Here is a 24595-nt window from a genome sequence, read left to right as displayed (position 1 = left end):
ATGAGCAGGTGGCCAGTCCCCTCGACCGTTTCAGCGAGGCGACCCGCACCTGGTTCGGTGCGGCGTTCGCCGAGCCGACGCCTGCCCAGGTGGGGGCGTGGGACGCGATCGGGGCCGGGCGGCACGCGTTGGTGGTGGCGCCCACCGGCTCCGGCAAGACGCTCAGCGCGTTCCTGTGGTCCCTCGACCGGTTGCTGACGACGCCCACGCCGGAGGACCGGACCCAGCGATGCCGCGTCCTCTACATCTCCCCGCTCAAGGCGCTGGGTGTCGACGTCGAGCGCAACCTGCGCGCCCCGCTGACCGGCATCCGCCACACCGCGGACCGACTGGGCTCGCCGGTCCCGGAGGTCACCGTCGGCGTCCGGTCGGGCGACACGTCCGCCGCCGACCGACGCAGGCTGGTGACCAGCCCGCCGGACATCATGATCACCACGCCCGAGTCGCTGTTCCTGATGCTCACCAGCCAGGCCCGCGAGTCGCTGCGCGGCGTCGAGACGGTGATCCTCGACGAGGTCCACGCCGTCGCCGGCACCAAGCGCGGCGCCCACCTCGCGGTCACCCTCGAGCGCCTCGACGCGCTGCTGGAGCGGCCCGCGCAGCGCATCGGGCTCTCCGCGACGGTCCGACCTCTGGAGGAGGTGGCCAGGTTCCTCGGCGGCAGCGCCCCGGTCGACATCGTCTCGCCGCCCTCGGCCAAGCAGTGGGACCTCAAGGTCGTGGTCCCGGTCGAGGACATGACCGCCCCCGATCAGTACGACGAGGAGTCCGGCGACCCGCAGCGCTCCACCTCGATCTGGCCGCACGTCGAGGAGCACGTCGTCGACCTCGTCGAGCAGCACCGCTCCACGATCGTCTTCGCCAACTCGCGGCGGCTCGCCGAGCGGTTGACGGCGCGGCTCAACGAGATCGCGACGCAGCGGGCCGGGGTCGACCTCGAGCGCGACGCGAGCCCGGCCCAGCTGATGGCGCAGTCCGGCGCGAGCGCCGGCGCGGAGACCGTGATCGCCAAGGCCCACCACGGCTCGGTCTCCAAGGAGCAGCGCGCCCTCATCGAGGACGACCTCAAGCGCTGCCGGCTCCCCTGCGTGGTCGCCACCAGCAGCCTCGAGCTCGGCATCGACATGGGTGCGGTCGACCTCGTCGTCCAGATCGAGTCCCCGCCCAGCGTGGCCAGCGCCCTCCAGCGGGTGGGTCGCGCCGGCCACCAGGTCGGCGAGGTCTCGCGCGGCGTGCTGTTCCCCAAGCACCGCGGCGACCTCGCCCAGACCGCCGTCGCGGTCGAGCGCATGCGCACCGGCGCGATCGAGTCGCTCCGCGTCCCGGCCAACCCGCTCGACGTCCTGGCCCAGCAGGTCGTGGCGATGACCGCGCTCGACGCCTGGGGTGTCGACGACCTGTTCGCCCTCGTGAAGCGGGCGGCGCCGTTCACCCAGCTGCCGCGCTCGGCGTACGACGCCACGCTCGACCTGCTCAGCGGTCGCTACCCCTCCGACGAGTTCGCCGAGCTGCGCCCCCGCATCGTGTGGGACCGCGTCGGCGGCACGCTCACCGGCCGGCCGGGCGCACAGCGGCTGGCGGTCACCAGCGGCGGCACGATCCCCGACCGCGGGCTGTTCGGCGTCTTCCTCGTGGGGGGCGAGGGGCCCGGTCGACGGGTCGGCGAGCTCGACGAGGAGATGGTCTACGAGTCCCGCGTCGGCGACATCTTCGCGCTCGGCGCGACAAGCTGGCGGATCGAGGACATCACCCACGACCGGGTGCTGGTGACGCCGGCCCCCGGCATCCCCGGCCGGCTCCCGTTCTGGAAGGGCGACAGCCTCGGTCGGCCCGCCGAGCTGGGTGCGGCGATCGGCGAGTTCACCCGCGAGCTCGGTGCCCTGCCGCCGGACAAGGCCAGGCAGCGGGCCCGCGACAACGGTCTCGACGAGTGGGCCGCCGGCAACCTCGTCACCTACCTCACCGAGCAGCTCGAGGCGACCAACGTGCTGCCCAGCGACCGTACGCTGCTGGTCGAGCGGTTCCGCGACGAGCTCGGCGACTGGCGGCTGGTCGTCCACTCCCCCTATGGCACCCCCGTCCACGCCCCGTGGGCACTGGCGATCAACGCGCGGCTGCGCGAGCGCTACGGCGTCGACGGCCAGGCCGTGGCCTCCGACGACGGCATCGTGATCCGGATCCCCGACACCGACGCCGAGCCGCCGGGCGGCGACGTCATCGTCTTCGAGCCGGGCGAGATCGACGACCTGGTCACCCAGGAGGTGGGCGGCTCGGCGCTGTTCGCCGCGCGGTTCCGGGAGTGCGCGGCCCGCGCCCTGCTGCTCCCCCGCCGCGACCCCGGTCGTCGCAGCCCGCTGTGGCAGCAGCGCCAGCGCTCGGCCGCGCTGCTCGAGGTCGCCGTCAAGTACCCCTCCTTCCCCATCGTGCTCGAGGCCGTCCGCGAGTGCCTCCAGGACGTCTACGACCTCCCCGCCCTCGTCGGGCTGATGGGGCAGGTCGACCGCCGTGAGGTGCAGGTCGTCGACGTGGCCACGCAGACGCCGTCGCCGTTCGCCCGCAGCCTGCTCTTCGGCTACGTCGCCCAGTTCGTCTACGAGGGCGACTCCCCCATCGCCGAGCGCCGGGCCGCCGCCCTCTCCCTCGACCAGGGGCTTCTCGCCGAGCTGCTCGGCCGGGCCGAGCTCCGCGAGCTGCTCGACCCCGAGGTGCTCGCCGAGGTCGAGGCCGAGCTCCAGCGGCTGGCCCCCGACCGCCGCGCCCGCGACGCCGAGGGCGTCGCCGACATGCTGCGCCTGCTCGGTCCGCTGACCACCGACGAGGTCGCGCTGCGCAGCGAGGAGGGTGCTCCGGTCGGCTCCTGGCTCGCGACGCTCGCCGACAGCCGCCGGATCGTCGAGGTCCGGGTCGCCGGCGAGGAGCGCTGGGCCGGCATCGAGGACATCGGCCGGCTCCGCGACGGTCTCGGCGTGCCCGTCCCGCCCGGCACCCCCGACGCGTTCACCGACCCGGTCGAGGACCCGCTCGGCGACGTCGTCGCGCGCCACGCCCGCACCCACGGACCCTTCACCACCGAGGACGTCGCGGCGCGGCTGGGGCTCGGGCCCGCCGTCGTACGCCACACGCTGCAGCGGCTCGCCGCCCACGGCCGGGTCCTCGACGGCGAGTTCCGGCCGTCGGGGGCGGGCTCGGAGTGGTGCGACGCCGAGGTGCTGCGCAAGCTCCGTCGCCGCTCGCTGGCCCGGCTCCGCAAGGAGGTCGAGCCGGTCGAGCCCGAGTCGCTGGGCCGCTTCCTGAGTGCGTGGCAGCACGTAGGCGGCCGCCTGCGGGGCGTCGACGGCGTCCTGTCGGTCATCGACCAGCTGGCCGGCTGTCCCGTGCCGGCCTCGGCGCTGGAGCCGCTGGTCCTCTCCTCCCGGGTCCGCGACTACGAGCCGTCCTACCTCGACGAGCTCACCGCCTCGGGCGAGGTGATCTGGGCCGGGCACGGCAGCCTCCCCGGGACCGACGGCTGGGTGAGCCTGCACCTCGCCGACCAGGCGGCGCTGACCCTCCCCGAGCCCGCGCCCTTCGAGCACTCCGAGCTCCATCAGTCGGTTCTCGACGCCCTGGCTCCCGGCGGTGCCTGGTTCTTCCGGCAGCTCTCCGACGCGGTCGGCTCGACCGACGACAAGGCGCTCGCGGCCACCCTGTGGGAGCTGGTGTGGTCGGGCCGGATCAGCAACGACACCCTCACGCCGCTGCGCGCGTTGACCCGCGGCGGCACCCCCAGCCACCGCAGCCGCCGGCCACCGCCGCGCGTGCGGATGGCCTCGACGACCGGCGGGCGCCGAATGCCGGCCCGCACCGGTCCCCCCGAGACGGCCGGGCGCTGGGCGCTGCTCCCCGAGATCGACACCGACCCGACCCGCCGCGCGCACGCGACCGCCGAGCGCCTGCTCGACCGCCACGGGGTCGTGATCCGCGGCGCCGTCGTCAGCGAGCGGGTGCCGGGCGGCTTCGCGGCCGTCTACAAGGTGCTCAGCGCGTTCGAGGACTCCGGGCGCTGCCGCCGCGGCTACTTCGTCAGCGGCCTCGGCGCCGCGCAGTTCGGCACCTCCGGGGCGATCGACCGGCTGCGGACCTTCAGCGAGGTGCCCCCCGACGCCAAGCCCACCGCTGTCGCGCTCGCGGCCACCGACCCGGCCAACCCCTACGGCGCGGCGCTGCCCTGGCCCGGGAGCGAGGCCACCCACCGGCCGGGCCGCAAGGCCGGTGCCCTCGTCGTGCTGGTCGACGGCGCGCTCACGCTGTACGTCGAGCGCGGCGGCCGCACCCTCCTCACCTGGACCGACGACCCCGACCTGCTCGCCCCGGCGGCCGAGTCGCTGGCCGACGCCGCGCGACGCGGGAGCCTGGGCCGGATGACGGTCGAGAAGGTCGACGGCGAGCAGCTGCTCGGCTCCGGCACCACCCCGCTGCGCCTTGCGCTCCAGTCCGCCGGGTTCGTCTCCACCCCGAAGGGCCTGCGGATCCGTGCCTGAGGGCGACACCGTCTTCCGCGCGGCCCGGCTGCTCGACCGGTCGCTGTCCGGCCAGGTGCTGACCGCGACCGACTTCCGGGTCCCGCAGCTCGCGACGTCCGACCTCGCCGGAGGCACCGTCACGGCGACGGTCTCCCGCGGCAAGCACCTGCTGACCCGCATCGAGCGCGACGACGAGGCCTGGACGCTGCACACCCACCTGAAGATGGAAGGCGCCTGGCGGGTGCACCGGCCCGGCGAGCGCTGGAGGCGACCGGTCCACCAGGCCCGGGTCGTGCTGACCACCGCCAGGGCCGTCGCGGTCGGCTTCCAGCTCGGCATCGTCGAGCTGCTCCCCCGCGACCAGGAGGAGTCCGTCGTCGGCCACCTCGGGCCCGACCTGCTCGGTCCCGACTGGGACGAGGCCGAGGCACTGCGCCGTCTGCTCGCAGACCCGGCGCGACCCGTCGGCGAGGCGCTGCTCGACCAGACGGCGCTGGCAGGGATCGGCAACATGTACCAGGCGGAGCTCTGCTTCACCAGCGGCGTGCACCCGCGCACCCCGATCGGGCAGGTCCCGGACCTGACCCGCCTGGTGCGGCGGGCCAAACAGATGCTGGAGGTCAACAAGGAGCGCGCGACCCAGTCGACGACCGGCAACCTGCGCGAGCCGCTCTGGGTCTATCGCCGCGACGACCGGCCGTGCCGCCGGTGCGGCACGACCGTCCTCGTCGCGATGGTGGGGCCGGCCGGCCGCGAGCGGGCGTCCTACTGGTGCCCGTCCTGCCAGCCGGCTCCGTCCTAGGGCCGCTCGAGCAGGCCGAGCCCCTCGATCCGCACCGGCTTGTCGTCGAGGGAGACGATCCGCACCTGTCCGCTGGTGGCGTGACCGAGCGTGGCGACGTCCATCAGCACCTTGCCGCGTGCCTGTGCCGCGGCCAGGTCCAGCACGGCGAGCCGCTGGCCCTTGAAGAGCACCGCGACCCGCCCGTAGCCCGGCCCGGTCCCGACGACGAGGGCGATCCGCCTGACGTTCGCGCCGTGCCGGGTCAGCGCCTGACCGGCTGCGGACGTGGTCAGGTAGCCGCCCCGATAGGCCGCCCTCGTGTGCTTGCGCGTCCAGCCGTCGGTCGCCCGGTTGACCTGCCCGACGGAGTACGGCGCCACGAAGACCCGCCGGGCCGGCGTGGCGTCGACGTTGCCGGCCTCGTCGCGCGCCGCCACCTGGAAGACATGGGTCCCGGTGGTCAGGCTGCGCAGCGTCGTCCCCGACCCGGCGCAGTCGACGTCGTCACCGTCGAGCGAGCACTCGAACGTGCCGGCCTCGTCGGAGGCGTAGCCGATCGCCGTCTGGTAGCCCAGCACGAACGGCCCCGGGCCCGACGTGATCGTCGTCGACGGTGCCTGGTGGTCCGACGGATCGTTCGAGGTGACGGTCACCAAGGTGTTGTCGGCCGCGTTGTCCCGCAGGAAACGGCCGCCGACGACGGTGCCGACGGTGTAGCTCGTCGACGGGCCGGTCCGGGTGAGCGTCGCCGTGCAGGCGGCCGTGCCCGACCCGCCGGCACCGCCGCCGGTGACGGGCGCGACGCAGAGCGTCTTGCCGGTGGTGCGGTCCTTGAACGTCACGGAGGCGAGTGTGATGTCACCGAGCGAGCCGTCCGCCGGCTGGCCGATGGTGGCGCTCAACGGGACCTGGACGGTCGTGTCGCCCACGGCGGTGTTGGCCTCCGTCGGTCCGGTGTACGACGCCGTCGCGCCCTCGGCAGTCACGGTGACCGTGAACGCGTCGGTGGCCACCGCGGCGTCCGGTGCGCTGCCCTCCTTGACGGTCAGCGTCGCCGTGTAGGTGCCCGGGGCGACGTCGGCGACGCCGCCGATCGCGAAGCTCGCGGTGCCCGGGCGCTGACCAGGCCCACTTGTCGGCGTGGCCGTGACCGTCAGGCCCGGCACGCCGCTGAGCGTCGCGGCCAGTTGGTCGCCGTCGACGTTGTTGCTCAAGGCGGAGGTGGTCGGCGTCGTGGCCGGCCCGTCGCCGTACTGCATCGACTGGTCGGGGATCGAGGAGCCGAGCGCGAACGGCGAGGTGATGGTGAAGTCCGCGTCGTTGACGTCGAAGAAGTAGTTGTCGACCGCCTCGATCTTGATCCGCGCCCGGTTGGTGCTGACCATCGGCAAAGTCACCGACTGGCTGCCGTCGTTGGGCGTGCTGGCCGCCAGCTCGTAGGGGAAGGTCTGGCCGCCGTCGGCGGACAGCAGGATCCGGACGTTGGGCGCCAGGGCGGCGGCAGCAGTGCCCGCGACGTCCCAGGTGACGTTCTCGTTGGTGCCGCCCGTCGTCGGCGCGGACGGCGTGGCCCGCGACGTCACGAGGAACGGACCGGCCGAGCTGTCGACGACCAGCGCGACGTCGTCGTGCTGGACGCCGCCGCCGGTCGGGAAGCCGTCGCGCGCGGTGAGCCGGAAGTGCAGGGTGCCGCCGGCCAGGCCGCCGTAGTCGGCGGTCGGCAGGAACTCCGAGTAGCAGTCGACGACCGCGACCGGCACCTTCGCCTTCGGGTCGACCGGGGCCGCCGGGCAGGTCCCCGTCTTGGCGTTGGTGTTGCCGGCGAGGACCTGCGCCATGTCGGGGAAGGTCCGCGAGCCCGACGTGGTGGCGAGGTTCTCCCCCGGCGCCGGCGAGGTCAGGGCCTGCGCGGTCGAGACGTCGGCGCGGAGCCCGAACACCCGGAACAGCGGGCCGTCGGCCTTGGTGTTGTCCACGAGCCCGGTGCCGCCGGTGGGCGACAGGCTGCCGGTGTCGTTCTGCTCCCACAGGTAGGTCAGCGTGGTGCCGGGGTCGGAGTCGGTCGCGGAGCCGGACAGGGTGAACGGCGTCTGCGCCGGGATCGTCCTGTCGGCGGGCGCGACGACGGCCGGGGCGTGGTTGCCGGTGGCGCTCTGGTCGCCCTGGTTGGTGTCGGGACCACCGTTGACCTGCACGCCGACGAACCCGGTGACGCCACCGGTCGTGGTGCCGACGCCCATCCGGGACAGGTCCGTGAGCCGGCAGCCCACCCCGTTGTTGAAGGTCGCCGAGAAGCCCTTGTCGCTGAGCTGGGGGCTGCCGGAGTCGTAGCCGGTCAGCGTCGGCCGGCACCCGGTCAGGGTGTTGATCGTGGCGGACACCTGCAGCGCGGTGTAGCCGACGCCGCCGCGGGTGATCGTCACCGGGTCGTGCCCGGGGTAGGTCAGCTGGAAGGAGTCGCCGTCGGTGTCGAAGCCGGCGAGCGTGACCGTCTGCACCTCGTTCTCGCTGCCCGGCGCCGCGTCGGTCGTCGCGGAGATCTCGTCGATGCTGCGCTGGGAGAAGTAGGGGTCGGAGTGCGGCTGCAGGTCGTCCTGGTCGCAGATGCCGGCGTAGGCCATCACCGAGGAGCCCGAGCCGGGCTCGACCGAGGTGCCGCCGTTGCGGTTGGTCAGGGAGCAGTTGTTCTCGGTGCCGTTGAACGTGTGGTTGCCACCCATCTGGTGGCCCATCTCGTGGGCCACGTAGTCGATCGCGTAGAAGTCGCCCTTGGGGAACGGCAGGCCCGTGCACCCCTCCGCCTTGTTGGCGCCGCCCACCACGCCGAGGCCGGCGACGCCGCCGCCGTTCACGCCCAGGCCGATGTGGCCGACGTCGAAGGTGTCCGCGCCGACCAGCTGGCCGAGCACGAACTCGTTGCGGGTCAGCAGCGGGCCCGTGCACCCGTCGGGCGTGTCCCCGGCGGTGCCGTCGGCGTAGAAGAAGTCCGGCGAGAAGCAGGCGTTGGCGCCGCACGGCCCGTTGGGCTCGGTCGCCTTCGCCTTCGTGTCCAGGTTGAGCTTGTCGGTGGCGTCGATCAGCACGAAGCGGATGGCGAGGTCGTCGTTGTAGACCTGGTCGACCCGGTTGATGAGCGTGACCTTCTCGGCCAGCACGTTGGCGCTGCCGAAGTAGGCGGCGTACGTCGGGTCCGTGAGCAGGGCGAGCCGGAAGGTCTTGCGTGTCACGGCACCGTTGGGGCCGGCCAGGGACGGAGCGCCAGCAGCTGCCTGCTGCGCGGTCGCGGCGAGCTCGCGCTCGACGAACCGCTCGGGCGCCGGCACGGCCGAGCCGACGTAGCTGAGGTGCGTGGTCGTGCCGCGCACGTTGGTGGCGGGGTCGACGTACCAGGACGCGCGGCCGTCGACGCTGCGCACCGAGGCGTGGAAGCCCATCGGCGTGACGTCGAGACGGATCGTGCGGAGCGGGTCGGTGATGCCGCGGCCCGCGTAGGTGCGCAGCTCGGGGTGGCGGGCGGCGAGACCGGCCTGCATGACCGAGACGCGCTGCACGGCGAACTTCTCGAGGTGCCCGGCCGGGTCGGGCACCGAGAAGGTCAGCGGCTCCGCCCCACGGCGTACGGCGCCCTCGCCCGGCGCGGCGGCCAGCGCGGACCGCACGCCGGCCAGGTCGACCCGGTAGGCCTCGTAGTGGCGGGGCGCGACCCGCGTGCGGTCCCCCTTGGTCAGGGCCTGGTGCGGCAGCGGGATGAAGAGCGACCCGGCGTCGCGGGTGGCCGCCGGGGCCGGGGCTCCGAGCGCCACGGGCAGGAAGGCCACTGCCAGGGCCAGGACGAGCAACCGGGCAGCACGAGCGACCATGGAACAACCCCCACGAACCGGCGCACAGCGGCGCGTCACACGCGACGGCGGTCGCCGTCGCCAGCCCAACGAAGGCAGTAGATCGCGGTTACGTGAGTGGTGTCACGCGATGGGAGTGACTGGACCAGCGCCCGGACCAGCGGTCAGGCGGCGGAGGCCACGACCTCGCCGGGGCGGCTGCGCACGGTGACGGAGATCGGCGTCGCGGCGACCGCGGCCTCCTCCACGGCAACGGCGTCGGAGACCTCGCGCAACACGTCGCTCAGCGGGACGTCGAGCGCCGAGCACAGCGAGGCGAGCAGCTCGGAGGAGGCTTCCTTCTGGCCGCGCTCGATCTCGGAGATGTAGCCCAGGCTCACGCGTGCCCCCGCGGAGACCTCACGCAGCGTCATCCCGCGCTCCATGCGACGGTCCCGGAGGACGTCGCCGAGCAGCCGACGGAACAGCACCATGCGCGTCTCCCTTCACCTGTCCACACCGTCCGAGCACGACGTGCTGGCCCAACGCTACCCGAGAGTGGTTTCTTCCCTCACGAGGACAGACCGGAGAAGTTCGACACAACGCAGACAGGTCGCGTCCTGGACGGCCCATCGGTCCCCCGTCAGCTCGAGCTCGAGGACCTCCGACCCGGCCGGCCCGGCGAGGGCAACGTACACCGTGCCGGCGGGCTTGCCCTCCTGCAGGTCGGGGCCGGCGACCCCCGTCGTGGCCAGCGCGTACGTCGCTCCCGCGACCCGGCGCATCCCCTCGGCCATCGCCCGGGCGCACTCCGCGGACACGACGCCGTGCTCGGCGACCAGCGTCTCGGGGACGCCGAGCATCGAGACCTTGAGCGCGGTCGCGTAGGTGACCGCTCCCCCGACGTAGGTCGCCGACGCGCCCGGCACCCCGGTGAGCAGCGCGGCCAGCCGGCCTCCGGTCAGGGACTCGGCGGTGGCGACGGTCGCGCCCCGCTCGGCGAGGAGGCGGTGCACGTCGGCGACGGGATCCGGGGTCACCCCCGGATCCTAGAGGTGCCTCAGCCCTCGGAGTCGCCCTCGATGAGGACGACGCCGTAGTGCTCGTCGAGGCGGACGTCGACGGTGTGCCCGTCGGTCCTGGTCACCTCGACCTCGTAGGTCGCGCCGTTCTCGGTGTCGCTCTCGACGCTGTTGACGGTCCCGCCGCCGGTCGCCTCGAGGGCGGCCTTCTTCGCGGCGTCGGCCTGGGCCTGGGTGTACTGGTGGCTCGCGGCCCCGTCGTCGCCGTTGCCGGCCACGGCGACCCCGCCGGCCGCCACGGCACCGGCCACGGCCAGGCCGGCGGCGCCGATGATCACGGACTTCCTCATGGGGTCTCCTCTCGTTGGTTTCGCCCACCCTCCCGCGGCGCCGCTGAAGCCACCCTGAACGGGCAACCGGGTTCAGCGGGGATTCAGCCGGTCTTCAGCGCGACCGTGCCACGCTGGGCGCATGCGGATCCTGGTCGTCGAGGACGACAAGCAGCTCGCCGCCGCGCTGCGCCGCGGCCTCGAGGGCGAGGGGTACGCCGTGGACGTGGCCCTGGACGGGTCCGAGGGCGAGTGGCTGGCGCAGGAGAACGAGTACGACGCCCTGGTCCTCGACGTGATGCTGCCGGGGCTCGCCGGCGACGAGCTGTGCTCGCGCCGCCGGGAGGCCGGCGACTGGACGCCGATCCTGATGCTGACCGCCCGCTCCGGTCCCGAGCAGGAGGCCCGGGCCCTGGACTCGGGCGCCGACGACTTCCTGGCCAAGCCGTTCTCCTTCATGGTGCTGGTCGCCCGGCTGCGGGCGCTGGCCCGGCGCGGCCGCCATGAGCGGCCGGCCGTCCTGGAGGCCGGCGACCTGCGGCTCGACCCGGCCACCCACCAGGCCTGGCGCGGCGACACCCGGGTCGACCTCACGCCTCGCCAGTTCTCGATGCTGGAGTTCCTGATGCGCCGGGTCGGCGACGTGGTGTCCAAGCAGGTGATCCTCGAGCACGTCTGGGACTTCTCCTTCGACGGCGACCCCAACATCGTCGAGGTCTACGTCCGCCAGCTCCGGCAGCGCATCGACGAGCCCTTCGGCCGGAGCAGCCTCCAGACCGTGCGGCTCGTCGGCTACCGGCTCGACCCCGAGAGCGGGTGACCGCGATGCGCCCCCTCACCCTCCGCACCCGCACCACCCTGCTGGCCACCCTCATCACGGGCCTGACCCTCGTGCTCGGCTCGATCGCCCTCGTCGTCACCCTCGACGCCCACCTCCGCTCCGGCGCCGACGACCTGGCGCAGTCCCGGGTCCGCGACCTGCTCGCCCTCGCCGCGTCGGGCAACCTGCCGCACACGCTGACCAACCTCGACGACAACGGCGTCGCCCAGGTCGTCACCGCCGACGGGTCCCGCGTCCTGGCCGCCTCGCCCAACGTCCGGAGCCAGGGCCGGATCGCGGACTTCGACCCCGGCAGCAGGCTGGTCGTCGAGACCGTCCGCGCGCCCGACGACGCCGAGACGGAGACCTATCGGCTGTGGGCCGCCACCGGGGACTCCCCCGACGGCCCGGTCGTCGTCTACGTCGGCACCGCCCTGGAGTCGGTCCACGAGGCAACCCACACCCTGCGGCGCTCCCTGTACGTCGGCGTCCCGCTGGCCGTGCTGCTGCTCGGGCTCGGCACCTGGCTGGTCCTCGGTGGCGCGCTGCGGCGGATCGACCGGATCCGGGCCCAGGTCGACACGATCACCGAGGACCGGCTCGACACCCGGGTCCCCGGGTCGGGCGTCGACGACGAGGTCGGCCGGCTCGCCGACACCATGAACGGCATGCTCGGCCGGCTCGAGTCCTCGGCCCGGCGGCAGCGCGACTTCGTCGCCGACGTGTCCCACGACCTGCAGAGCCCGCTGGCCGCCCAGCGCGCCCAGCTCGAGGTCGCCCTCACCGTGTCGCAGGACGGCCTGGCCCGTGACGTGCTCGCGACCACCGAGGAGATGGAGCGGCTCGTCGCAGACCTGCTGGTCCTCGCCGCGGCCGACTCCGGACCGTCCGCAGCCGCGCCGACCCTGCTCGACCTCGAGGACGTGGTGCTGGAGGAGGCCGCCCGCGCCCGGACCACCGGCCGGGTCACCATCGACACCAGCCGGGTGTCGGCCGCCCCCGCCCTCGGCCACGACACCGAGGTGCGCCGGATCGTGCGCAACCTGCTCGACAACGCCCTGGCCCACGCGAGGAGCCGGGTCGAGCTGCGCGTCACCTCCGTCGACAGCGCTGCCGATGGCTGGGCCCGGCTCGACGTCCTCGACGACGGCCCCGGCGTCCCGCCCGAGGATCGGGAGCGGATCTTCGACCGGTTCCACCGCGGCGACGCGTCCCGCTCGCGGCACACCACCGGCAGCGGCCTGGGCCTCGCCATCGCTCGCACCCTCGCCGAGCGCGCGGGCGGGTCGCTCGAGGTCGACACGGACGACGGCGCGACCGGCGCGCACTTCGTCCTGCTGCTCCCGGCTGGGCCCGTCGCCTAACCTCACCGGCATGGCCCTGCCCATCGAGGACTACGCGCTCATCGGCGATCGACGTACCGCCGCCCTGGTGGGCCGCAACGGCTCCATCGACTGGCTCTGCCTGCCCCGCTTCGACTCCGACGCCTGCCTGGCAGCGTTGCTCGGCACCGAGGACCACGGCCACTGGCAGCTCTGCCCGGTCGAGGAGTTCACCTCCGAGCGCCGCTACGTGGACGGCTCGAGCGTCTTGGAGACGACGTTCACGACCGCCGACGGCGTGATCACCCTGACCGACCTGATGCCGCGCGGCGACGGCCGCGCCGACGTCGTACGCCGCCTGACCGGTGTCCGCGGCACGGTCCGGATCCGGCACGAGTGGATGGTCCGTCTCGACTACGGCAAGGTCCGGCCGTGGGTGCGGCGCCGGGAGATCGGCGGCGAGCACGTCATCACCGCCGTCGGCGGCCCCGACCAGCTGATCCTGCGCGGCCCCCGGCTGCCCGTGGCCACCGATCACCGGCACAACGACGAGTTCGAGGTCTGCGAGGGCGATGAGCTGGTCTTCTCCACGACCTGGCTCCCCTCGCACGTCGAGCTCGACGACCTCGGCGACCTCCAGGACCGGATCCGGACCACCATCGATCAGGACGAGGAATGGGCGAGCCGGTGCCCCGCAGACGTGCCGCACGCCGACGTCGTACGCCGCTCGCTGCTCACCCTGCGGTTGCTCACCCACGAGCAGACCGGTGGCATCGTGGCCGCGCCGACCACCTCGCTGCCCGAGGACTTCGGCGGCGAGCGCAACTGGGACTACCGCTACTGCTGGCTGCGCGACGCCGCGCTCACCCTCAGCTCGCTGATCCGGGCCGGCTACACCGAGGAGGCCGACCTCTGGCGCGGCTGGCTGCTGCGCGCGGTCGCCGGCGACCCCCAGGACATGCAGATCATGTACGCCGTCGACGGCGCACGTCGGTTGCCCGAGCACACCCTGGACCACCTGCCCGGCTATGCCGGCTCGACGCCCGTGCGGATCGGCAACGGGGCGGTCGACCAGCACCAGGCCGACGTGCTGGGCGAGGTGATGATCGCCCTCGAGCACACCCGCACCGCCGAACGCGGCCCCGACGACAACGCGTGGGCGCTGCAGCGGGCGCTCGTCGACCAGCTCGCGCGGACCTGGGACCGCCCCGACAACGGACTGTGGGAGATCCGGGGCGTGCCGCAGCGGTTCACCCACTCGCGGGTGATGGTGTGGGCCGCCTTCGACCGGGCGGTGCGCGCCGTCGAGGAGCACGACCTGCCCGGCCCGGTCGAGGAGTGGCGCGCCGTCCGCGACCGGGTCCGCGAGGAGGTCCTGGACAAGGGCTTCGACCGCGACCGCAACACCTTCACCCAGCACTACGCCACCACCGAGGTCGACGCGTCCCTGCTGGTGCTGCCCCTGGTCGGGTTCCTCGACGGCGACGACCCCCGGGTCCTGGGCACGATCGCCGCCGTCGAGGCGGACCTGCTGCGCGACGGCCTGGTTTTGCGCTACCGCACCGGGTCCGGCGTCGACGGGCTCAGCGGCGACGAGCACCCGTTCCTGGCGTGCTCGTTCTGGCTGGTCTCGGCCTACGCCGCCGCCGGACGCACCGACGACGCCCACGCGCTGTTCGACCGGCTGGTCGGCCTGGTCAACGACGTGGGCCTCCTGTCGGAGGAGTACGACGTCGGCGAGGGCCGGATGGCGGGCAACTTCCCGCAGGCGTTCAGCCACCTCGCCCTCGTCCAGGCCGCGTTCGACCTGTCGGCCACGAAATGATGCCCACGAAATGACACCGACCCGCCCGTGAGCACGGGCGGGTCGGTGTTGCGTGGATCAGCGGGGCATCAGCCCTTCACGACCTCGATCACGTCGGTGGCGCGGGACTTCTCCACCGTGTCCGAGCCGTTGTAGGTGAGCACCACCGTCTTCTTGCCCGGCTTGTCGAACTTCGGCAGCTTCACCGAGCCCTGGCCGTTCTCGACCTGCACCTTGAGGACGTCGCCGCCCGGCAGCTCGACGCGGACCGTGCCGTTGGCGGGCGTCCCGTCGACCACGAGGCCGATCTGCAGGGTCACCCTGGTCTTGCCGGCCTTGGCGCGGCTCGGGGAGTGGCTGACGGTCAGCTTGGAGCTCTGCTTGACCACCTTCACCGAGGTCGTGCCCTGCGAGCCCGAGACGTTCGCGTCACCGCTGTAGCGGATCGTGATCGTCTGCTCGCCCACCTGGGCGAACGGACCCACCTGGAGCGTGGCCGAGCCACCGGACAGCGTGGCGGTGCCGACGACCTGGCCGTTGACGAGCGCCTCGACCGTGCCGGTGGGAACGACCCCGTCGACCGACGAGACCGTGACGGCGACCGTAGCCGTGCCCTTCTTCACCTTGACCGTGCCGGGGTTGGCAGTGGCCACCGTGGTCGTCGAGGACGCCTTGTTCACCGTCACCGTCACCGTGCCCGTGCTTGCCTTGTTGGCGGCGTCACCGGCGTAGGCGAGGGTCAGCGTGTGGCTGCCCACGGCGAGCGACTTGGCCGGGATCAGCACGGTGGCCGTGCCGTCGGTCGCCACGCTGGCGGTGCCGATGGTCGTCGACCCCTCGCGCAGCTCCACGTTGCCGGTGGTGTCCTTGGTGGACTTCACCGTCACGAAGACCGTGCCGCCGTTGCCCCAGGTGATGGGGTTGGCCGAGCCCGTGACCGTGGTGTCGACCGGCGTCGGCGTACCGCCACCGCCACCACCACCGGTGGGCGCGGTCACGGAGAGCGCCACCGTGGTGCTCGCAGCGGCGTTGTCCGCGTCGCCGGAGTAGGTGAGCGTCACCGTCTTGTCACCCGTGGTGGCGAACGGACCGACCGTGCAGGTCGCCGTGCCGTCGGTCACCGGGACGTCGGCCGGAGAGCCGTCGTCGCAGGTGACGGTGCCCCCGAGCTGGTCGGCCGCCGAGGTGAGCGTGACCGTGATGGTCGACGTGTCGGCGCCCCGGACCAGCGAGGTCGGGCTGGCCGTCGCACTCATCGTCGGCGTCGCCTTGGTCACCGTGACCGTCGTGGTGGTGCTGCCCGGAGCCGTGACCTGGTCACCGGCGTAGCTGACCGTGACGGTCCGGTCCCCGGCCGTGCCCCACGGGCCCACGACACAGGTGGCGTCACCGCTGTCGTTGAGCGTGCCCGTGGTGTCGTCCATGCCCGGAGCCGAGCAGGTCACCGAGCCCGAGGGAGTCACCCCGGTCGCCGCCACGTGAGCGGTCACCGTGCTGGTCCCACCAGGAGCCACCGACACCGGCGTTGCCTCCGCCGTCACCGTCGACTCGACCTTGGTGACCGTGACGGTCACCGTGGAGCTGGACGGCGCGTGGCTCGCGCTGCCGCTGTAGCGCAGCGTCAGGGTGTGCACCCCCACGGGGAGGCTGCTCGACGTGAAGGTCGCGGCGCCGTCGGAGACGTCCACCGTGTCGAGCACGGTCGAGCCCTCCTTCACCGTGACCGTCCCGGTCGCTGCCGACGGGCTCACGCTGATGTCCAGCGTCGCCGGCTGACCGTAGGACACCGTCTCGTCCTCGGCCGAGACCGTCGTGGCCGTCCGTCCCTCGTCGGCAGCGACGGGGAGCAGCACGTCCGTGCCGGTCGTGTCGCCGACGACGTGGAGCTGTCCGCCCGGGATGCCGGTCGGCAGGACGAAGGACACCGATGCGGTGCCCCAGTGGTCGTCCGGGTTCGTGCCGTTGCCGTGCGTCACCGGCACGTCGGAGGCCACGACCTGGTCGCCCACGAGGACCTTGACGGTGTCGTCCTTGACCGCGCCCGGGGAGTTCAGGTCGAGCGAGGCGAGGTCGAACGAGACCGTGGCGCCCGGCGCGTACGACGTCGGCGCCTCCGCCGGGAAGGTGACCCGGACTCCGCGCTGGGACGAGTCGACCCGGAGCGGCTCGGTGGCGTACTGCTTCATGTAGTCGACCTGGCCCTGCAGGTCGGTCTGCTCGGTGTCGAGCTTGTCCTTGCCGTTGTTGAGCTCCCAGAAGTTGTCACCGCCGGTGGCGAGGAACGAGTTCACCGTCACCGAGTAGGTGGCGTCGAGGTCGATCGGCTCGCCGTCGAGCCACATCCCCGTCACCGTGCCGAGCATGGCGCCGGTCGGCTTCGCCGGGTCCTGCTTCTCGGAGTAGGTGTAGGTGAAGCCCTTGCTGATGCCGAGCTTGAGGAAGGGACGTGCCGGGATGTTCCCGAAGGCGTCGCGCTGCCACTGCTCCTCGAGGACCTTCTTGATCTGCGCGCCGGTGAGCTTCATGTTGACGAGCTCGTTGGCGAACGGCTGGACATCAGCGGCCTCACGGTAGGTGAGGTCGTAGACGTCGCCGTTCGGCGTGCCCAGCGCGTCCGCGCGCAGGCCACCCGGGTTCATGAACGCGATCTGCGCCCCACCCTGCTGTGCTCCGCGCGTCGCCCAGCGCTGGATCTCGGCGACCTGGTTGCCCAGGACCGACTCGCCACCGCGGTTGTCGGTGCCGTCACTCAGCTTCGACCGGTACATCGGAGCGGTCATCGTGCCGAGGACCCGGGCACCGGCGGCCGCGGAGTCGGCAATGGCCTGGTCGACGATCGGCCGGACATCGGCGTCCGGGCCGTAGCTGAACAGCGCGCCGTTCGGCCCCTTCACGCCCACGTTGTTGGCGATCAGGTCGACCGGCTTGTTGTCGGCGTCGAAGCTGTAGACCAGCTGGTCCATCGCCGTGCCGTACGACGCGCCCTGCATCACCGGACGCGTGGTCAGCGGGTTGCTGTCCGTGGCGCCCTTGGCGAAGGAGCAGGAGTACTCGAGGTGGGTGTGGCCCGACAGGACCGCGTCCACCTCGTCGTCGAGGCCGTTGAGGATCGTCGAGAACGCGGTCCCGGCAGTCTTCATGGTGCTGCAGTCGGTCGTCGCCGCACCCTCGTGGGTGAGCAGGACGACCAGGTTGGCACCGTGCGCCTTGAGGTCGGCCGCGTAGCCGTTGACCGCAGCGATCGTGTCGGCGTTGTCGAGCACGGTGACGCCCTCGAGGTTCGCCGGGCTCTGCAGCGACGGCAGGTCGGAGGTGACCGTGCCGACGAAGCCGATCTTGATCGGCGTGCCGGAGAGCGGGTTCGGGACCGTGATCATCTTGGTCGGAGCGGTGATCGGGTCACCGGCCGTGTGGCCGTCGCCCGAGTCCTTCCAGACCACGTTGGCCGCGAGGTAGTCGCCCCACGTCAACGGGTTGTCCGCGCCGTAGGGGTTCGTCTCGCTCTTCGGCTGCTCGATGCGGTTGAGCAGGTCGCCCACACCGCGGTCGAACTCGTGGTTGCCCACCGAGGAGACCTGCAGGTTCATCGCGTTGAGCGCGTCGAGGGTCGGCTTGTCCTCCTGGGTGAAGGACTCGAAGATCGACGCACCGACGTTGTCGCCGGCCGAGGCGAGGACGGTCTCGTCCGCGCCGTAGATGCCGCGGAGCGACTTGACCGCGCCGGCGAGCGGCGCAGCGCCACCGTCGGCCGAGTCCGCGATCAGGCGGCCGTGGAAGTCGTTGATCCCGAGGATCTGGACGTCGGTGACCTTCCGGTCCGCACCCGCGCTGGGCAGCGTGAGGTCGATGACCTCCGGGTTGTGGTCCGAGCCCCGCCACGGAACGCTGCCGTCGAAGAAGTCGGTCGCGTTGGTGTTGAACCGGCCGTAGTCGTAGACGTCGGACTCGTTTGCGTTGATCTCCCAGATGTCGGTGCGCGGGTGCGTCTCCCGGGCTCCGGCGCTGGCCAGGATGTGGTCGAGCGAGCCGGCGCCGCCGTAGCCGATGCCGTTCACCTTCGTCGTGAAGACGTAGCTGGTGTCGTTCGGGTCGTCCGAGTGGATCTCCTTGAAGTCCAGCGGGTCCTCGGTGTCGTTCGCGTCGGTGATCGCGTGGATCGGGTCCTCACCCGAGTAGGCGTTGAAGTCACCGAGCATGAACACCTTGTCGGTGTGCCACTTCGCAGCGAAGGCGTTCGCGAAGCGCATGACCTCCTTCGCCTGCGCGATTCGGGAGGCGTTGAACGCGCCGTGCAGCGGGTCGTTCTTGTCGCCACCCCTGGCCGGGCCGGCCGGAGCGGCCGCGTCGCCCTTCGACTTGAAGTGGTTGACGATGAGCGCGAAGCCCTCGTCGTTCTTCGCGCCGAGCGGCTTGAAGTACTGCGCGAGCGGCTCACGGGCGTTGTCGAACGGGGACCCGTCGGCGAACACGTGGTTGCCCCACGGGTCCGGGACACCGTTGACGGTGTAGCCCGGCAGGTCGAGGTCGCCCTGCCCGACCGGGATCACCGTGGTCTTCTTGTAGATGAAGGCCGAGCGGATGACGTCCATGCCCGAGGCGTAGGAGCACGTGCCGCGGAGGTTCGCCGGCCCGGGCACCGGAGTGCCGTTGGGCTGGACCGTGGCGCACAGGCCCGGGACCGAGGTCGAGTCGGTGGTCTCCTCCGGCGAGGCGGCGAAGGCCCACTGCTGGTTGGCCGGCAGGCCGGCGTTGAGGTGGTCCACCAGGTAGGAGACCGTGGCGTCGCGCCACTGCATCGCCGTGCCCTGGCCCTGGTCCTTGGTGTTGTGGACGTCGGGGTTCAGCGGGGAGTTGGTGACACCCATCTTGAGCTTGTTCGGGTTGCCGATCTCCTCGAGCGCGACCACGTCGGCGCCGAGCAGGTTGATCGCGGTGACGATCTTCTGCGTCTGGCGGTCCAGGTCTTCCTGGCGGCCGGCGCCACGCGGAGCGTTGGCGAGGGCCGGGCCGTACGCCGTCACGGCGCCGGTCACCGGGTCCCAGGCGGTGGACATGCCGGTCGGGTTGGTGCACTGCTTGGCCTGGATGCCGGTGCCGTTGCGGTCGAGGTTGTACTCACAGCCCGGACCGGACGAGGCGTACCAGGGGTTCGCCGCGGCGTACTGGTCCATGGGCACCGAGAAGAAGTTCTCGACGTTGTACGTCGCGAACCGGATGTTGCTGCCGGCCGGCACGGGGCGCGGGGCGGCGTTGTCGGCGCGGGTGTCCTCGAAGGTGACGACGTCCTCGCCCCGGTCGACCTGGCAACCCGAGTGCGGCGCGGCGGCCGAGCAACCGGACGCGACCACCGAACGCGGCGGGTTGAGGTACCACTTCTTGTTGCGGAAATCGAGGACCGCACCCTTCGAGAACGTGACCTGCGCACCGACGCGAGCCGAGTGGGTCTTGTCGATGAACGGGTAGGGGATGTCGGAGTTCTTCGACTTGTTCGGCGTCGAGATGTTGGAGGAGCCGAGGTAGGTCGTGCCGCCCGTGAGGAAGTAGCCACGGTTCTTCACGTCGGCCTGCGCGGCCTGGATGCAGGGCGAGTCGCCGTCACGGCAGATCTGGCCCGGCTGCTGGAGCGGCGCCTCGGAGACGCCGTCGAGCGCCGTCGCGACCGGACCCGTCGGGGCGCCGGCGGCGAGACCGAGCTCGCCCTGGCTCTCGAGGTTGTAGGTGTCGGTCAGCACGACGTCGGTGGGCTGGAAGAGCTCGCCCTCGTGGGCCTCGCGGGCCGCGTACGTCGTCGGGGCGGAACCCTGCATGACGACCGCCGTCGGGCTGGCGCCCAGGTTGGTGATGTTGGTGGCCGTGGCCGTCACCTGGGTGAGCGTCTCACCGCTGCCGAACTCGTTCGCCTTGCCGGTGACCCGGACGGAGTCCCCGATCGCGACGGTGATGCCGGTGAAGCTGCTCACGCTGACGAAGACGGCGTCGGAGGCGCCCGGAGTGGTGTCCGAGGACATGCCCGGCGTCTGGATGTAGAACCCGCACTGGCCGCAGGTCGCCGCGCCGGCCGTGCTGAAGCCCCGGTTGTAGACGGCGGTCACCACGCCGGTGGTGGTGACGGTGCAGTTGATGTAGGGCGAGAAGACCGCATTGGTGCCCTGGACCTGGGCGATCGTCGGGTTCGCGGGCAGGCTGGAGTCACAGGTGGTGGGCAGGACGACCTTGCCGGTGTTGCCGACGACGCCGTCGGAGTTGGTCGGCGTCGGGTCGCCGAGGACCCAGTCGAGGTTGCTGTCGTTGCTGTCGTTGTCGACGGGCTGACGGATCGCGGCGGTCTCACTGCTGGTGGCCGCGGTCTGCGCGGAGCCTTCGAAGGTGTTGGCCGGCCCGTAGCCGACCGCGTCGACGACGTGCTGGGCACTCGCCGCGGCGTTGATGTCGCCCGCGGGAAGGTCCGGCGGGGTGGTCCGGTCGACCAGCGCGACGAACCCGTCGCGGTAGTCGAAGCCGTTGTAGTCGATGTCGACGGTGGCATCGGCATCCGGAAGGGGGACACCGCCGCCGTTCGGGTCGCTCTGACCCAGGATCAGGTAGTAGCCACCGGCCGGGATCGTCTCCGAACCCGTGATGGTCAGCGGGTAGGTCGGGACGGGCCCCGCGCTACGACGGAAGCCGCCGTACGCGATCGCCCAGCCGCTGAGGTTCACCGGGTTGGCGGTCGGGTTGTAGAGCTCGATGTAGTCGTTGGAGAACGGCGCGTCGGTGTAGCCGCCGTCGCCCCACACCTCGCTGACGAGGACGTGGTTTGCGTGGTTGAGGGCGACGACGGTGAGGTCGAAGGTCCGCGACGCCGTCTCCGAGCCTGCGGTCACAGTGGCGGTCAGGTGGTAGGTGCCGCCCTCGGTCGGGGTGCCGGACATCGCGCCGGTCTGGTCGATCGCGAGGCCGCCCGTGCTCGGGTCGCCCGTGAGCGAGTACGCCTTGGTCCCCGTGCCACCAGACGCCTGGGCCTGGATGCTCACGGACTTGCCGCCGAGCGTCTTCACGTTGGAGATGGCGGCCAGGGCGAGCGGGGACGGTCCGCCGCTCTCGATGGTGTCGTGATTCTTGGGGGTCGGCGCCAGAGCGCTGAAGTCGGCGAGGTTGCTGTCCGTGTCGGCATGTGAGGCCTTGCGCTGGACAGAAAGAGTCGCGCTCGGCGCCGAGCCAACGAGAGCCGTCTCGTAGTCCTTGGCACCGACACCGACGAGATCGACCAGGCCCGCTGTGCCAACCAAGTTTCCGGTCGTCGTGGTGTAAGCGGACGAGGCAGTGGAGCCGCTCCAGAGCGAGACCGAGAACGCGCCCGCGCCCATGGAGAAGTTCACCGACTGGTCGGGAGTCGGGAGTGCTGCACCGTTCGCACCTGCCGTCGACGCCTGGACCAACCAGTAGCCGCCTGCCGGCACGGTGCCACTCAGTGCGAACGGGCTTCCGGCATAGGACGAGCTGCCCACGGCGCTGGCGTTGGCAGCGTGCAAGTACATGCCGGAGAGGGAGATGGGGCTCGAGGTGGGGTTGAACAGCTCGACGAAGTCTGCGTTGTAGGGCGCTCCCGTGTTGCCACCTCCACCGAACACCTCATTGATGACGAGCCCGGTTCCCGCGGTGTTCGCCTGCGCGGGCGCGGCCAGGCCGGCGAGCGGGGAGACGACGACGGCCAGCAGGAGCGTGAGCATCCCCCCACGGCGTACGGACGGTTGGGTGGCGCGAAGCCGGTGGAGCAGGGACACTCGAGTGACCTTTCGAGAGCGCGCGCAGGCGCGCAGGCATGAGCCCCGTCCGGCCCGAGCGGACAGCAGCGAGGGGGTGTGGTGCGAGGGGGTTGGTGCGAGGGGAATCCCGAGAGCAGCACCTGAGCCCGGGAGTCGGCACACTGTAATCAGCGCCACACTCTCCACCGAGGGGCTCCGCCGAATTCCTGATGACAACTTCTGACATTTCTGGGGTCGGCGAAATGTCAGAAGTTGCAGACTCCGCAGGTCAGAGGGAGTTCCGGGCCGAACGCCCTGCGCGTCGGCTCAGCTGGCGCGGATCGCGTGGCGCTGGCGCCACACGTCTCGGAAGAACTCGTAGCCCGACCAGACGGTCAGTCCCACGGCCACGGCCAGGCACACCTGGGCGGCGTAGAAGACGAACTCCGCTGGGGGCTGGAGCCCGGTCGGCAGGTCGCCGTCACGCAGCGGCAGCGTCAGGGTCGCGAGGGCGATGGCCTGCACCGTCGTCTTGAGCTTGCCGAGGTCCTTGGCCGCGATCACGACCCGCTTGAGGATCGAGAGGCGCAGCAGCGTCACGCTCCACTCGCGCAGCAGGACCACGATCGTGACCCACCACCAGATGTCGCCCACGACGGACAGCCCGATGAAGGCCATGCCGGTGATCGCCTTGTCGGCGATGGGGTCGGCGATCTTGCCGAAGTCGGTGACGAGGTTGCGGGCGCGGGCGATGTCGCCGTCGATCTTGTCGGTGATCATCGCGATCCCGAACAGCAGCCAGGCCACGAGCCGCCACGTGATCGAGTCGCCGCCGTCGATGAGCAGCGCCCAGCCGAAGAACGGCACCATCACGATCCGCAGCGTCGTCAGGACGTTGGGGATGTTGAAGTTGGAGACCTTCTGCTCGGACACCTCGGGGGTCTCGGTCATCGCACGTCTCCGATCAGGTCGACGCCGTCCGTGCCGACGACGGTGGCGCTCAGGAAGTCTCCCACCGCGACGCCGTCCGGGGCGCCCTCGAGGGTGGTGGTGCCGTCGACCTCGGGGCCCTGGTGGGCCGCCCGGCCCTCCACGACGCCGTCCTCGATCGACTCCACGAGCACGACGACCTCCTCGCCGATCCGCTCCTCGGCCCGCTGGGTGTTGAGCTCCTCGACCAGTGCGGTCACGTGCTCGGTGCGGGCCCGCACCTCGTCCTCGTCCAGCTTGCCGTCGTACGACGCCGCCTCGGTGCCGTCCTCGTCGGAGTAGCCGAAGACGCCGGTGACGTCCATCCGCGCCTCGACGAGGAAGTCGCACAGCGTCTCGAGGTCGTCCTCGGTCTCGCCCGGGAAGCCGACGATCACGTTGGACCGGACACCGGCGGTCGGCGCGAAGGAGCGCACCTTCTCCAGCAGCCCGAGGAAGCTCTCGGGGTCGCCGAAGCGGCGCATCCGGCGGAGCACGGAGGCGGAGGCGTGCTGGAAGCTCAGGTCGAAGTACGGCGCCACGCCGGGGGTCGTCGCGATCCGCTCGATCAGGCCGGGCCGGGTCTCGGCGGGCTGGAGGTAGGAGACGCGGACCCGCTCGACGCCGTCGATGGCGGTCAGCTCGGGCAGCAGCGTCTCGAGGAGCCGGATGTCACCGAGGTCCTTGCCGTAGGACGTGGAGTTCTCGCTGACGAGGAACAGCTCGCGGGCGCCGTGCTCGGCCAGCCAGGCGGCTTCCTGGATCACGTCGCTGGGCCGGCGGCTGACGAACGAGCCGCGGAAGCTCGGGATCGCGCAGAAGGAGCAGCGGCGGTCACAGCCGCTGGCCAGCTTGAGCGGGGCCATCGGGCCGTCGTCGAGGCGGCGGCGTACGGCGCGGGGGCCGGTCGCCGGGGCGCCGGCGCCGATCTCGGCCAGGCCGTGGCCGGGCACCGGAGCGGTCGAGGCCGCGCGGTCGACCGGACTGATCGGCAGCAGCAGACGGCGGTCCTGCGGGGTGTGTGGGTGGTGGGTCTCCCCCGCCACGATCGACCGCAGCCGGGCGGCGATGTCGGGGTAGTCGTCGAACCCGAGCACCGCGTCGGCCTCGGGCAGCGACTCGGCCAGGTCCTTGCCGTAGCGCTCGGCCAGGCAGCCGACAGCCACGACGGCCTGGGTGTGGCCGTTGCCGGCCTTGGTCTGGGCCTTGAGGTCGGCCGCCTGGAGCAGCGTGTCGACCGAGTCCTTCTTGGCCGCCTCGACGAAGCCGCAGGTGTTGACCACCACGGTGTCGGCGTCGGCGGGGTCCTCCACGAGCTGGAAGCCACCGGCCTCCAGGCGCCCGGCCAGCTCCTCGGAGTCGACCTCGTTGCGCGCGCACCCGAGGGTGACGAGGGCCACGGACAGGAGCGGCTGCGGGGCGGTCACGGACTCGTCGGGGGAAGTCGTCGTCATGATCCGACGAGTATCCCAGCCGGGGCCGCCCCAGCCCCAATCAGTGA

Annotated in this window: 12 protein-coding genes; 5 read left to right on the top strand and 7 right to left on the bottom strand. The window is 72.0% G+C overall.

Annotation, left to right across the window (positions count from 1 at the left end; translation table 11 throughout):
• Nucleotides 1-8 precede the first annotated feature (8 nt).
• Nucleotides 9-4520 (top strand): ATP-dependent helicase, encoded by a 4512-nt coding sequence (locus FB382_RS06230; RefSeq protein WP_343055504.1) that lies wholly within the window; start codon nt 9-11, stop codon nt 4518-4520.
• Nucleotides 4513-5304 carry a DNA-formamidopyrimidine glycosylase family protein gene (locus FB382_RS06225; RefSeq protein WP_182537681.1) on the top strand — a complete coding sequence of 264 codons (792 nt, stop codon included), beginning with the start codon at nt 4513-4515 and terminating at the stop codon, nt 5302-5304. Before FB382_RS06230 ends, FB382_RS06225 begins: the two co-directional genes overlap by 8 nt.
• On the opposite strand, the gene FB382_RS06220 is transcribed toward FB382_RS06225, so the two are convergent.
• The 4 genes from FB382_RS06220 to FB382_RS06205 form a co-directional block, all read right to left on the bottom strand.
• Nucleotides 5301-9146 carry a reprolysin-like metallopeptidase gene (locus tag FB382_RS06220; protein ID WP_182537679.1) on the bottom strand — a complete coding sequence of 1282 codons (3846 nt, stop codon included), beginning with the start codon at nt 9144-9146 and terminating at the stop codon, nt 5301-5303. The genes FB382_RS06225 and FB382_RS06220 overlap by 4 nt on opposite strands.
• A gap of 143 nt (nt 9147-9289) precedes the next feature.
• Nucleotides 9290-9598 (bottom strand): helix-turn-helix domain-containing protein, encoded by a 309-nt coding sequence (locus tag FB382_RS06215; protein WP_182537677.1) that lies wholly within the window; start codon nt 9596-9598, stop codon nt 9290-9292.
• A gap of 54 nt (nt 9599-9652) precedes the next feature.
• Nucleotides 9653-10144: a nicotinamide-nucleotide amidohydrolase family protein gene (locus tag FB382_RS06210; protein ID WP_182537675.1), complete on the bottom strand. Its 492-nt coding sequence runs from the start codon at nt 10142-10144 to the stop codon at nt 9653-9655.
• 20 nt (nt 10145-10164) lie between these two features.
• Nucleotides 10165-10476 carry a PepSY domain-containing protein gene (locus FB382_RS06205; RefSeq protein WP_182537673.1) on the bottom strand — a complete coding sequence of 104 codons (312 nt, stop codon included), beginning with the start codon at nt 10474-10476 and terminating at the stop codon, nt 10165-10167.
• Nucleotides 10477-10597: 121 nt separating this feature from the next.
• On the opposite strand from FB382_RS06205, the gene FB382_RS06200 reads away from it, so the two are divergent.
• Genes FB382_RS06200 through FB382_RS06190 form a run of 3 tightly spaced genes read left to right on the top strand, consistent with a single transcriptional unit; the run spans nt 10598 to nt 14422 of the window.
• The gene (locus tag FB382_RS06200; RefSeq protein WP_182537670.1) at nt 10598-11275 is read left to right on the top strand and encodes a response regulator transcription factor; all 678 of its coding nucleotides are present in this window, start codon (nt 10598-10600) and stop codon (nt 11273-11275) included.
• Nucleotides 11276-11280: 5 nt separating this feature from the next.
• On the top strand, nt 11281-12639 hold the full coding sequence (locus tag FB382_RS06195) for an ATP-binding protein (RefSeq protein WP_182537668.1): 1359 nt from the start codon (nt 11281-11283) through the stop codon (nt 12637-12639).
• 10 nt (nt 12640-12649) lie between these two features.
• Entirely contained in the window at nt 12650-14422 is a 1773-nt protein-coding gene (locus FB382_RS06190) for a glycoside hydrolase family 15 protein (protein WP_182537666.1), read from the top strand.
• 68 nt (nt 14423-14490) lie between these two features.
• On the opposite strand, the gene FB382_RS06185 is transcribed toward FB382_RS06190, so the two are convergent.
• From FB382_RS06185 to rimO, 3 genes are all read right to left on the bottom strand, one after another.
• Nucleotides 14491-22164, bottom strand: a complete 7674-nt coding sequence (locus FB382_RS06185) for an ExeM/NucH family extracellular endonuclease (protein WP_182537664.1) — start codon at nt 22162-22164, stop codon at nt 14491-14493.
• A 288-nt stretch (nt 22165-22452) separates the two neighbouring features.
• Nucleotides 22453-23076, bottom strand: a complete 624-nt coding sequence (pgsA, locus tag FB382_RS06180) for a CDP-diacylglycerol--glycerol-3-phosphate 3-phosphatidyltransferase (protein WP_182537662.1) — start codon at nt 23074-23076, stop codon at nt 22453-22455.
• Nucleotides 23073-24500 (bottom strand): 30S ribosomal protein S12 methylthiotransferase RimO, encoded by a 1428-nt coding sequence (gene rimO / locus FB382_RS06175; RefSeq protein WP_220481573.1) that lies wholly within the window; start codon nt 24498-24500, stop codon nt 23073-23075. Before rimO ends, pgsA begins: the two co-directional genes overlap by 4 nt.
• Nucleotides 24501-24595: the final 95 nt, after the last annotated feature.

The sequence above is a fragment of the Nocardioides ginsengisegetis genome (assembly GCF_014138045.1).
GTDB lineage: Bacteria > Actinomycetota > Actinomycetes > Propionibacteriales > Nocardioidaceae > Nocardioides > Nocardioides ginsengisegetis.
This window is presented reverse-complemented; position numbering and strand designations above follow the sequence as displayed.